The organism is Streptomyces sp. NPDC127595 (assembly GCF_042671685.1).
GTDB lineage: Bacteria > Actinomycetota > Actinomycetes > Streptomycetales > Streptomycetaceae > Streptomyces.
This window is the reverse complement of the sequence record NZ_JBHXWK010000008.1, coordinates 415,600-427,355: the sequence shown is the minus strand read 5'-3', so window position 1 is coordinate 427,355 and position 11,756 is coordinate 415,600. Positions and strand designations below refer to the sequence as shown.

11 protein-coding genes are annotated in these 11,756 nt (G+C 69.7%); 6 read left to right on the top strand and 5 right to left on the bottom strand.

What is annotated here, in order from left to right:
• Positions 1-543: 543 nt before the first annotated feature.
• The 5 genes from ACFVKT_RS26710 (at position 544) to ACFVKT_RS26690 (ending at position 5,075) form a co-directional block, all read left to right on the top strand.
• Positions 544-1,071 (top strand): DUF1453 domain-containing protein, encoded by a 528-nt coding sequence (locus ACFVKT_RS26710; protein ID WP_385735689.1) that lies wholly within the window; start codon positions 544-546, stop codon positions 1,069-1,071.
• Entirely contained in the window at positions 1,068-2,219 is a 1,152-nt protein-coding gene (locus tag ACFVKT_RS26705; RefSeq protein ID WP_385735687.1) for a sensor histidine kinase, read from the top strand. Before ACFVKT_RS26710 ends, ACFVKT_RS26705 begins: the two co-directional genes overlap by 4 nt.
• On the top strand, positions 2,216-2,893 hold the full coding sequence (locus ACFVKT_RS26700) for a response regulator (protein ID WP_385735685.1): 678 nt from the start codon (positions 2,216-2,218) through the stop codon (positions 2,891-2,893). Before ACFVKT_RS26705 ends, ACFVKT_RS26700 begins: the two co-directional genes overlap by 4 nt.
• A gap of 104 nt (positions 2,894-2,997) precedes the next feature.
• Positions 2,998-3,486, top strand: a complete 489-nt coding sequence (locus ACFVKT_RS26695; RefSeq protein ID WP_385735684.1) for a DUF485 domain-containing protein — start codon at positions 2,998-3,000, stop codon at positions 3,484-3,486.
• The gene (locus tag ACFVKT_RS26690) at positions 3,483-5,075 is read left to right on the top strand and encodes a cation acetate symporter (RefSeq protein ID WP_385735682.1); all 1,593 of its coding nucleotides are present in this window, start codon (positions 3,483-3,485) and stop codon (positions 5,073-5,075) included. Before ACFVKT_RS26695 ends, ACFVKT_RS26690 begins: the two co-directional genes overlap by 4 nt.
• An 82-nt stretch (positions 5,076-5,157) precedes the next feature.
• Here the strand turns inward: ACFVKT_RS26690 and ACFVKT_RS26685 are convergent, their stop codons facing one another.
• The 5 genes from ACFVKT_RS26685 to ACFVKT_RS26665 all read right to left on the bottom strand — a co-directional run bounded on the left by ACFVKT_RS26685 (position 5,158) and on the right by ACFVKT_RS26665 (position 10,140).
• Complete coding sequence (locus tag ACFVKT_RS26685; protein ID WP_385735680.1) at positions 5,158-5,838, bottom strand: response regulator; 681 nt, start codon at positions 5,836-5,838, stop codon at positions 5,158-5,160.
• Entirely contained in the window at positions 5,835-7,652 is a 1,818-nt protein-coding gene (locus ACFVKT_RS26680; protein WP_385735678.1) for an ATP-binding protein, read from the bottom strand. Before ACFVKT_RS26680 ends, ACFVKT_RS26685 begins: the two co-directional genes overlap by 4 nt.
• 127 nt (positions 7,653-7,779) lie before the next feature.
• Entirely contained in the window at positions 7,780-8,724 is a 945-nt protein-coding gene (locus ACFVKT_RS26675) for a sucrase ferredoxin (protein WP_385735676.1), read from the bottom strand.
• 394 nt (positions 8,725-9,118) lie between these two features.
• Complete coding sequence (locus ACFVKT_RS26670; protein WP_385735674.1) at positions 9,119-9,355, bottom strand: hypothetical protein; 237 nt, start codon at positions 9,353-9,355, stop codon at positions 9,119-9,121.
• Positions 9,356-9,618: 263 nt separating this feature from the next.
• The gene (locus ACFVKT_RS26665; RefSeq protein ID WP_385735672.1) at positions 9,619-10,140 is read right to left on the bottom strand and encodes a DUF6082 family protein; all 522 of its coding nucleotides are present in this window, start codon (positions 10,138-10,140) and stop codon (positions 9,619-9,621) included.
• A 479-nt stretch (positions 10,141-10,619) separates the two neighbouring features.
• On the opposite strand from ACFVKT_RS26665, the gene ACFVKT_RS26660 reads away from it, so the two are divergent.
• A complete protein-coding gene (locus tag ACFVKT_RS26660; protein ID WP_385735719.1) occupies positions 10,620-11,756 on the top strand; it encodes a CobW family GTP-binding protein in 1,137 nt (378 codons plus the stop codon).

Below are 11,756 nucleotides of genomic sequence, written 5' to 3'. Positions count from 1 at the left end.
GTCGCCGCCGGATCAGGCGTCGGGCAGGGGTGTGGGGGTCCGGTGACGCGGACGTACGCGACGGGCATGTGGACGTACCGGCACGCCCCCTTCCGTCGTCGGTCGGCTGCGGGTGCGAGGGGCGGCAGCATTGCTTTTCGGCTCCGGGCGGGCGAGGGGTTTTTGGCATGTCTGACGCTTGAGGGTGGTGCATTGCCGTCCCGATTCCCCGGCCTGGGGGAGATCTTTTAGCCTGTCCGGCGTTTGAGGACGAGGCCGTTCAGGCCGATGCGGGGGTCTGGGGGCGGCAGCCCCCGGGTACGGGATGGGTAGGGGCGGAGGGGGCGAGAATCGTCCTGGCCCAGCGGCTGCACCGGTGCAGGGCATGGGTGACAGCCATGTGGTGTGAGGGGGCTCCACCCGTGGGTGGAGGTCCGCTCCGGGCAGAGATCCACCCTGGATCCACCCCCGCTCCGATCTGCTGACCAGCAATTCTCCGTAGCGTCGAAGGCGTCGACAGCTCCCGCTGCCGGCATCCGTTCTTCCTCATCCACGGAGGCCGTGATGTCTGGGCTGATCAACGCCTTGGCGATCTTCGCCGTTGTCGTTCTGGTGATCGTGCGCCAGTTCCGCGCGCAAAGGATCAGTGCGGACAGGCGCTGGTGGATCCTGCCTGCCGTTCTGGGTTTCATAGCTCTGCGAGAGCCGGGGCTCATCGACGCGCACCATCAGGCCGAGGCGATTCTCCTGCTCGGGGCCGAGTTGCTCATTGGCCTGGCGACCGGCGCCGGCTGGGCGTGGACCACCCGAATATGGGCGGCGCCGGACGGCTCGGTATGGGGCCAGGGGACCAAGGCGAGCGTGGTCGTCTGGACCGTCGGCATAGGTCTGCGGGTGGGCCTGTTCGGGATCGGGGCCCTGCTCGGTGTGCAGCAGGACGCCACTGGCATGGTGCTGCTGGCTCTCGCCGCAACGCTGCTGGTCCGCTCCGGAATTCTCACCTGGAGGTCGCAATCGCTGCACCCGGCGCGCGTGCAGGGCGCGGCGTACGGTGACGGCGTGCCCCAGGCCCCTTGGAAGGAGCGTGTGTGACGGAGAACGTCTGGACGCGCTGGCCCTCCCGCGAGGCCCTATCCCGGGCGGGAGTGGCCCGGCCCCGGCGCCTGCTCGCCTGGGCCACGCGAATCGGCGCCCTCGGCATTCTCCTCGGGACGACCTTCACCGACAGCGAGCTGCACGGCTGGGGTGTCGCGGCGGGTGTGCTGGGAGTCGTGGCCTGCGGAGCCGCAGCCTGGGCTTTCTGGCGGACCACGCTCGAACACCGGTTGCTGCCCTCGCTGGGACTGCTCGTGCTGCTGTTCGGGATCGCGACAGTCGGGCAGAGCGTCGGATTCCGGGTTCCGGCCCTCGTCCTGTGGTGCGGGTGCGCTGTGAGCGGCATGGAACGGTTGCCTCTCGTGGCGGCGCTCCCAGCCACCTCCGTGGCGCTGGGGGCGTATGCGGTGGTCAACAACGATGTCTGGCTGACCACCCTGGCCACCACGGTGGGGCTCGCTCTGGCCGGTTACGTGCTGCGCCTGGACGCCGAGGCGCGGGGGAGTGCTCAACGACTGCTGACTCAGGAGCGCGCGGCGCGCGTTGCGGAGGCGGAGTCGGCGGCGCTCGCGGAGCGGGCCCGGATCGCGCGGGAGATCCACGACGTGCTGGCGCACAGCCTCTCGGCACAGCTGGTGCACCTGGAAGCGGCGCGTCTGCTCATCGAGCGCGGTGGGGACCGGGAAACGATTCTCGAACGGGTCGTGGCGGCAAGAGGGATGGCGCGAGAGGGGCTCGCCGAGACCCGGCAGGCGCTGTCCGCCCTGCGTGGCGAGATGTCCCCGGTGGAGGACTTCCTGAGCGAGCTCGTCGCGACGACCGATGGTGCCGATGTCACCGTGACGGGTGAACGGCAGCCGTTGGGTGCCGAGGCTTCGCAGGCGGTGCGCAGGGTCGCGCAGGAAGCTCTGACGAACGTCCGCAAGCACGCTCCGGGCGCCAAAGTCCAGGTGCGGCTGGATTATGGCGAGCGCGAAGTGACCCTGGACGTACGGGACTCGGGCGGGCCGAAGGGCGAACTCAGCGGTTCCGGCGCCGGGTACGGTCTGCTGGGCATGCGGGAGCGGGCCGAGTTGCTGGGCGGCTCCCTGGAGGCAGGGCCGGACGAGGAGGGGTTCGTGGTGACGCTGAAGGTGCCCGTATGACGGAGGAGGAAGGGAGGAAGCCGGCACGGGTCGTGGTGGCGGACGACCAGACCGTGGTGCGCGAGGGCATCGTGATGCTGTTGGGGCTGTTGCCCGGTATCGAGGTCATCGGGGCGGCCGGTGACGGGCATGAGGCCGTGGCTCTGGTCGCCGAACTCGCTCCGGACGTGGTGCTGATGGACCTGCGCATGCCTCGTTGCGACGGTGTCGAGGCGACCCGGCGCATCCGTGCGGAGTACCCGGGAACGCAGGTCGTCGTGCTCACCACGTACGAGGACGACGAGTCGCTGTTCCCCGCGCTCAGAGCGGGGGCTCGGGGTTATCTGACCAAGGACGCGGGAGGTGACGAGATCGTGAGAGCCGTGCGGAGCGTGCTCTCCGGGGAGGCGGGGCTCTCGCCGAGTGTCCAGCGAAGGCTGCTCGAGCGGCTTTCGGAGCCGGAGCCGGCCGCGCCCGCGGAGCCGCCGGACGGGCTCACCGCGCGCGAGACCGAGGTGCTGCTGTTGATCGCAGAAGGCCTCACCAACCAGGAGATCGCCCGCGAGTTGCATGTCTCCACCGCGACGGTGAAGACCCATATCAACAACCTCTTCGCCAAGACGGGGGTAAAGGACCGTGCTCAGGCAGTCCGTTACGCCTATGGGAAGGGTCTCGTACGGCCACCGGCGGGCTGAGTCACCTGATGGAGTGAAGAGCGCGGAGAGAAGAGTCCGGGATCTTCCCGATCTGCACATCCTTGGGCACGCGGCCGAAACGGGCCGCGGACAAGGAGAGTTCGGTGGAGAAGCACGACGGTCGTGACACCGGGAAGGTCCGGTTCGACGACCCCTGGTACGACGCGCTTGCCTCCGGCTGGGGTGAGTTGGACGGCACGGGTGCGCCCGCTCCCGCCGTGCCGCCCGCGCACCCGGAGCAGGAGCGTCGGACGGGCGGGGCGGCCGACGTCTATCTGGAGGTGCAGCGCAGCGCGGCCTTCCAGGAGGTGCGCAGCCGGTACCGGAGGTTCGTGGTCCCGGGCTTCGCCGTCTTCTTCACCTGGTACGTGGGTTACGTGGTGACGGCGACGACGGCCCCCGGCTTCATGGCCCGGCCCGTCGCCGGCGCGGTGAATGTGGCGATGGTCGCGGGGCTCGGACAGTTCCTCACCACCTTCTTGTTCACGTGGGCGTACGCGAGGCATGCGCGGCTGCGCAGGGACCGGCCCGCTCTCGATCTGCGCTGGGACACCCAGGAGCTGACCCGGAGCGCCAGAGGTGGTGAGCGATGAGCGGCAACCATCAGACGCTGGCGCTGCTGCTGTTCAGCGCGTTCGTCGCGGTGACGCTGGCGATCACGACGTGGGTGAGCCGCAACCGGCATGGTTCGGCCGAGGAGTTCTACGCCGGCGGGCGGTTGTTCTCGCCGATGGAGAATGGTTTTGCCATCTCCGGTGACTACATGTCGGCGGCGTCCTTCCTCGGCGTCACGGGTCTGATCGCACTCTTCGGTTACGACGGGCTCCTGTACGTGGTGGGCTTTCTGGTGGCCTGGCTCGTGGTGCTCTTCCTGGTCGCCGAACTGGTGCGCAACTGCGGGCGGTTCACCCTCGCCGACGTCGTCGCGTCCCGGATGAGCGAGCGGCCGGTGCGGATCGCGGCGGGAACTTCATCGGTGACCGTGTCCGTTCTGTACCTGGTGGCGCAGATGGTGGGAGCGGGCAGCCTGGTCGCGCTGCTGCTGGGGGGCACGAGCGAGGCGGCGCGGAACTGGACGGTGATCGGCGTCGGCGCGCTCATGGTGATCTATGTGTCGATGGGAGGGATGCGGGCCACCACGTGGATCCAGATCGTCAAGGCGGTTCTGTTGATGGGCGGGGCCATTGCCCTGACCGTGCTTGTCCTGGTCCGTTTCCACGGGGACTTCAACCAGTTGCTGCGTTCGGCGGCGGACCGAAGCGGACACGGTGACGCGTTCCTCGCGCCTGGGCTGAGGTACGGCGGGGACTGGACGGCACGGTTCGACTTCATCAGCCTGGGACTCGCGCTGGTGTTGGGCACCGCCGGGCTGCCGCACATCCTGTCGCGCTTCTACACTGTGCCGACGGCGCGGGCCGCGCGGCGTTCGGTGGTCTGGGCGATCGGCCTCATCGGAAGCTTCTACCTGATGACGTTCGTGCTGGGCTTCGGCGCGGCCGCGATCGTCGGTCCGGAAGCGGTGCGGGAGTCGAACGCGGCGGGGAACACGGCGGTTCCGCTGCTGGCGCTCGATCTGGGCGGCGGCGCGAACTCAACGGGAGGAACGGTTCTGTTCGCGATCGTCGCCGCCATCGCCTTCGCCACGATCCTCGCGGTCGTCGCCGGAATCACCCTCGCGTCCTCGGCGTCCGTGGCGCACGACCTCTACGCGTCACTGCGACGAAGGCGCGCCAAGCCGCGCAGCGAGGTCGCCGTGGCGCGCACCGCAGCGGTCGGTATCGGCGTGGTCGCGATCGCGCTCGGACTGCTCGCCCGCGATCTCAACGTGGCCTTCCTGGTGGGCCTCGCCTTCGCGGTGGCCGCCTCCGCGAACCTGCCGGTGCTGCTGTACTCGCTGTTCTGGCGGGGCTTCACGACACGCGGCGCGGTGTGGGCCGTGTACGGAGGTCTGGTGCCCGCCCTGGTGCTCGTACTGCTGTCACCCGTGGTTTCGGGGAGCCCCGAATCGCTCTTCCCGAGCGCCGACTTCCAGTACTTCCCGCTGCAGAACCCGGGCCTAGTGTCCATCCCCCTCGGCTTCCTCGCGGGATGGCTGGGCACGGTCACCTCGGCGGAACCCCCGGACGAGGCCAAGCACGCGGAGACCGAGGTGCGGTCGTTGACGGGCGCCGGGGCTGTCTGAGAGCGGCGGCGACCAAGGAGGGTGACCGACCACGGCCTACGTGGAGCGGGCACCGGCCGGCCCGGTGTCGGCATACGGTCCCTCAGCCGCGCGTCGCCCACACGTAGCGATGCTCCGGTCGGCCCGCGTCGCCGTACTTCAGGGTCAGCCTGGCCCGCCCGGTGCGCTCCAGGAGCTTCAGATAGCGCTGCGCGGTCTGGCGGCTCAGTCCGGTCTCCTCCGCGACCTCCTGGGCCGACAGAGGACCCTCGGACTTCACCAGGGCGCGGCGTACGAGTTCCGCGGTCGTGGGGGAGTGGCCCTTGGGCAGGTCCGTCTCCGTACTCGCCGACAAAGCGCCGAAGATCCGGTCCACCTCCGCCTGTTCGGCCTCTCCGCCACCGTCGAGGGTGCGGCGCAGATCTGCGTACGCCTCCAGCTTCGCGCGCAGGCCCGCGAAGGCGAACGGTTTGACCAGGTACTGGAGCGCGCCCTGCCGCATCGCCGCCTGAACCGTCGAGATGTCACGGGCGGCGGTCACCATGATGACGTCGGTCTGGTGGCCACGCCGGCGCATCTCCTGGACGACCGCCAGGCCCGTGTCGTCCGGCAGATAGTGGTCCATGAGGACCAGGTCCAGGTGGGGCAGCGCCTCCATCCGGCTCAGCGCCTCGGCCGCGCTGTGCGCCTCGCCCGCCACATGGAAGCCCGGCACCTTCGCCACGTACGCGGCGTTGACCCGCGCGACCCGGATGTCGTCGTCCACGACCAGGACCTCGATCATCGCGACCCTTCCTTGGCATCCATAGCGGCGGCGGTGGTGGTGACGGCGGCGGATTCCGGAGGCTGGTGCGGTTCGGGCACGAGCCGTGGGCCCGGCGCCGGCGCGAGACCCACGTCCGGGGTGCGGCCGGTGTCCGGCGCATGACCTGAGCCGGAGGCCCCGAGACCGCCATCCGGTGCGGAACCCGACGCCGGTTCGAACCCCGGGTCCCTGAGTGCCTCCGGCAGTACGACGGTGAACTCGGCGCCCCCACCGTCGGCCTCGGCCACCTCGGCCCTGCCGCCCTGCCGTTCGGCGAGCCGGCGCACCAGGGGGAGACCGATACCGCGCTTGCCGTGTGCGGGGGGCTTCTTGGTGGACCACCCGTCCGTGAAGATGAGCTCCCACCGATCCTCCGGGATTCCGGGCCCGGTGTCCCGTACGCGCAGTACGGCGGTACGCCCCTCGGCGCGCAATTCGACCTCCACGCGCGCGTGCGGCGTGCCCGCGACGGCGTCGAGCGCGTTGTCGACCAGGTTGCCGACGACGGTGACCAGCCCCCCAGGGTCCACCAGCCGATCCGGCAGGAGTGTCGAGTCCGAGATCCACAGGGCCACGCCGCGCTCGGCCGCGACGGAGGACTTGCCGACCAACAGGGCGGCGAGCAGCGGATCGTGGACCTTCTCGGTGACCTGTTCGGCGGTGATCCTGTGGTCCCCGACCACCTCGCCGACGAACTCCCTGGCGTCGTCGTACATCTCCAGTTCGAGCAGCCCCAGGAGGGTGTGCATGCGGTTGGCGTGCTCGTGGTCCTGGGCGCGCAGGGCGTCGATCAGGCCGTGTGTGGAGTCGAGTTCGCGGCCGAGCTGCTCCACCTCGGTGCGGTCACGCAGCGTGGCCACGGCGCCGCCGTCGTCCGTGGGCATGCGATTGGCGACCAGGACGCGCTCGCCGCGGACGGTGAGCAGGTCGGTGCCGGTGACACGGCCGGCCAGTACATCGGTCGTACGGCCCGGCCCGAGGGCGTCGTCGAGTGGCCTGCCGATGGCCTCCCCGTCGAGCCCCAGCAGGCGCTGCGCCTCGTCGTTGAGGAGGCGTACGCGGCCGCCGCGGTCCAGCGCGACGACGCCCTCCCGTATGCCGTGCAGCATCGCCTCGCGCTCCGCGAGCAGCGCCGAGATGTCGGAGAAGGCCAGGTCACGCGTCTGCCGCTGGACGCGGCGGGAGATCAGGTACGCGGCCAGCGCACCGACGGCCAGAGCTCCGCCCGCGTACGCCAGCAGTCCGGGGATCGCGTGGATCAGCCTGGCCCGCACGCTGTCGTACTCGATGCCGACCGAGATCGCGCCGACGATGTGGCCGTCGGTGTCGCGCAGCGGCACCTTGCCGCGGGCGGAGCGGCCGAGCGTGCCGTCGTCGATCTCCATGACCTCCTTGCCGGCCAGGGCCTGGCTGGGGTCGGTCGAGACGACCTTGCCGATCTGAGTGGTGTCGGTGTGTGACCAGCGCACACCGTCCGTGTTCATCACCACGACGTACTCGGCCCCGCTGGCCTTCCGTATCCGTTCCGCCTCGGCCTGCACGGGCCCGTCCACGGATGGCTGTGTCGTCCGGAGGTCCTCGGCGATCTGCGGCTGGACCGCCGTGGTCTGCGCGATCGCGAGCGCGCGTCGCATCGCCTGGTCGTCCAGCTGTGCGCTGAGCGGGGCGAGGAACAGCCCGGTAGCGAGCACGGCGACCCCGGCGGCGATCGCCACCTGCATCAGCAGCACCTGCGAGAACACCCGCCGCGGCAGACCGAGGCGCAGTCGTCGTACGGGGGGAGTGGGGCTCATGGCTATGACGGTACGGCGGCGGGTGGGTATTGCCGTAGGGGAGTGTGGCGGGGATCTCCTGATCGCCGTCGCGCGTGGGAGACGTGGCGGGCGCGCCACGGCATGCGCCCGTCGGCCGTGGAGCTGATCAGCAGGGCAGGGCAAGCGCGGCCGGGATCAGTTCCCGTACCGCCACCACGTCCATCCGGGCCGGTGACCCCAGCGCCGAGCCGCAGCTCTCGGGGCGGGGCGGGAGCGAGGCGCCCTGCGCGACGACGACGCGCCACACACGGCCGTCGGTGTGGGCGACGGTCACTTCCCAGCGCGGGGCCTCGCCGTCCGTGCGGACGACGCTCAGGGCGTCCGCGGCGTACTCGCGCGCAGCCGTACGGACGGCCAGCTCCGCCGCCTGTCCGGGCCTCTCCCAGGCGGAGTTCCCGCGGCAACCCTCGGTGACCACACGCCCCTCCTGGACGCCCTGGAGGATTTCCTTGACGGCGTGGGCCTCGGCCCTGCCGTATGCGTATCCGTACGGCAGCACGAGCAGGGTGGGCGAGAAGCGGTGGCCGCCGAGGTGGGTGACCTCCCAGGCGCCGTCCACACCGGAGGCGGCGAGCTCGGCGGCGAGGGGGCGGCCGAGCAGGGCGCAGCAGCGGTCGCGCTTGCCGTTGGTGCAGACGAGGGCGAGCGGGTCACCGGTGTGGGGCCGACCCCCAAGAACGGCGTCGAAGGTGTGAGCATCACCCATACCGAGCGCGGCGAAGTCGAGGTCGAGCAACTGCTCGGGATCGGATGTTGTGGCGTTGCGCAGCCATACGTTTCCCGGAGCTGTGTGTGCCGCATACACCTGGCGTTCGGCGGGCGGACCGAAGTCGGCGTGCCGTCCGGGGCGCCGGATGAGTGCGATCCGTACGCCGGTGCCCGCCGCCGCGGCTTCGAGGGCGCGGCCGAGCGCGGGGTCCAGGTGGCTCGAAGTGAGCGCCTTGGCACCCCAGGGACCGGGCTGTTCGAGCAACAGCCATGTCCTCGCGGTGGCCGCGGTCCCCGCCAGGGGCTCGTCGAGGTGGAGGGACGCGGTCGTGCACGTACTCACAGAGGTGAGCCTAACCTGACTTCGGTCGGGGCGACTTCCGGCCCCTGGGGTGGGGGCGCACTTGGGGCGCGTTCAGCGCGCGTCGGCGTGCGGGGGTGCTCACCGGGGGAGCACCTGCGGCGGCCGCACGCTCCCACGTACCGACCACTGGGCCGCATACGCAACGGGCGCTCCCTGTTACTCCTCCAGGATGTGTGCGGTCCAGCCTGCCGTATGGGCGATGGCAGTGATGCGCCCATGGTTTGGGCCAGAAGGGCCAGAAGGGCCAGCAGGGCCACCAGGGTGGGCAACGCCCGCAGGGCCGGCAACGCCCGCAAGGCTCGGCAGGTATGAAGTCAGGCCTCGATGCGGTGAGCATCGAGGCCTGGGAAGTGAAGGGCGGAGGGTGGGTCAGTCAGGAATCGGGGATGTCCGATTTGGCTCGGACCAGCGTCTCGCGGCTGATGATGACGATGCGCTCGTAGTCCGCACGCGCTGCGTCGGGCGGCAGCTCACTGTCGAGAGTGGCTGTGGCTTCGGTGCCAATAACAGCAAAGTCTCCGTTGCTGAGTTCGAAGATGTCGGGGCAGCTCTGCCCCGAGGCGCTGCCGCGCTCCCGGGGTGAGGCGCCGACGCGACGCACGATCTTCAAGTCCGTTCCTAGCCTGGTCGAGGGACGGGCCAACGCGTGTACGGGACGACGCACGGGCTGATGGCCGCCCCAATTCGTCCCGTGATGCTCATGAGTGGCCCCACATGGTCATGAGGGGCCGCTGATCCTTGTGGGCGAGGCAGCCCTGCGCAGTAGGTTTGGCGCCTGCGGACGCGTTTCGCCGCAGCAGGCTGCGGGCAGAATACCTCTCGCTCTCCCCACGCGTCTCCCTGTACACACTGGTGTTGACGATGAGTGGCGCGTCACTCGTCCGGCGGTTCCCCGACGACCCACCACTCATCAAGATCGCCGTTGTCTCGTTCCCGCACGAGCGCGTCCATGTCCTGGACCAAGCTGTCCATCATTTTGCCCAACTGGGCCTCTTCGGCGGCGTCGGGCAGACTCTCGCGGTGGTGGCAGGTCGCCAGCCAATACTCGCGGAAGATCGCGTTTCGGCAGATCATCCGAAGGTGTCCGTACAGCTCCGGCAGGGTGAGCGCGCCGATGCGATGGAAGTACAGCGCATTGACGTACAGGGCGTTCGCGAAGAGGTACTGGCGCTGCTTCTCGGGCGGTATCTCGCTCTCGTACGTGTCCAGGACGGCAGCCAGAGCGGGGTCGTCCATGGCCTTGCACAACAGGTCGAAATGGAGCCGGTGTTGCTCGATGAGCGCCGTCCGCCTGCGCTGACGTGACGTCCGTTCGGCAACGGCACCGAGTGCGGTGGTGAGCCGCGCCCTCGCGGCGGGCCCGAGTCCCCGTACCCCAAAGTTCCGTGTGGCCATGTCAACCCCCGAATCAGGCGACCGCTCTGCCGGTCGTCGGTTGTGGGGCGACAGGGAGGACCGGCGAGCGGTGGGCGGCGCGCTTGCCGTCTCCCAGTTTTGCCGAGCGGCTCTGACCGGCAGGGAGGCGGAGAGGAGGCGCACGGAGGGAAGTGCGGGTCGCGTTTCTCGGCGCCTTGCCCAACGTGTGCCCCGCGAGCGCCGCTAACAATCGTTCACTTCGCGGCGATTCCTCCCACTCGTATCCTGGTTCGGCATTCATTCCTCGTACGAGTGCCGGTGCGTGAGCCGGATGCGTACGGGAGCCCGTTCCGAGCCGGTGTGCGCACCGGTGTGAAAGAGGTCGCTCGTTGAGCCAGCCCACTCCGCAGCCGGTCCCGAGCAGGCAGCCGTCGGCCGAGCAGCCATCGGATGAACAGCCATCCGTCGAGCAGTCATCGGATGAACAGCCGTCCGCCGGGCGGTCACCGGACGAATGGCTGTCCGCCGGGCGGCCGTCCGCCGAGAAGCCCGCCGTCGGAAAGGTCCCCTCGCCGCAGATCCCCGTCATCGTCCTGGCCGGATTCCTCGGATCCGGCAAGACCACCCTGCTCAACCACCTCCTGCACCGCGGCGGAGGCAGCCGGATCGGGGCCGTCGTCAATGACTTCGGCTCGATCGAGATCGATGCGATGGCTGTGGCCGGGGCGCTGGGCGACTCGACCGTCTCCCTGGGGAACGGGTGCCTGTGCTGTGCCGTCGACGCGAGTGAGCTCGACCTCTATCTGGGGCGGCTCGCCCAGCCGGCCGCCCGGATCGATGTGATCGTGATCGAGGCGAGTGGGCTCGCCGAGCCCGAGGAGCTCGTACGGATGGTGCTCGCGAGTGAGCATCCGAGGATCGTCTACGGCGGGCTCGTCGAGGTCGTCGACGCCGCCGAGTTCGACGGCACACGTGAGAAGCATCCCGAGATCGACCGGCATCTCGGCCTCGCGGATCTCGTCGTCGTCAACAAGATCGACCGGGCGGCGGAGGGCGACGGTGAGCGGGTGCTCCGTGTCGTTCGCGAACTCGCCGGGCCTGCGGCCGTCGTACCCGCCAGCTACGGCCGGATCGATCCCGAGTTCCTCTTCGACTGCCGCCCGACCGAGGAACGCATCGGGCAGCTGTCCTTCGACGACCTCCACGAACGTGAAGGCAATGAACGGCACGACCATGCCGGCCACCTCCACTCCGCCTACGACTCCCTCTCCTTCACCTCCGAAGTCCCGCTCAGCCCGCGGCGGTTGATGGAGTTCCTCGACAGCAGGCCCGAAGGGCTCTACCGCATCAAGGGGTACGTCGATTTCGGCACCCACGACCGCGGCAACCGCTACGCCGTACACGCCGTCGGACGGTTCCTGCGCTTCTACCCGGAACCCTGGCCCCGTGCCGACGAGAGGCTCACCCAACTCGTCCTCATCGGCTCGGGCATCGACACCGCTGCCCTGGCCAAGGAACTGGGGGCATGCAAAGAGGACACCCCACACGCCGACGAACACAGCATGTGGGGCGTCCTCCGCTACGTACAGGACACCCACGTACAGGACACCCACGTACAGGACGAGGAGCCCGAAGGCCTCGAAGAGGCCCTCTGA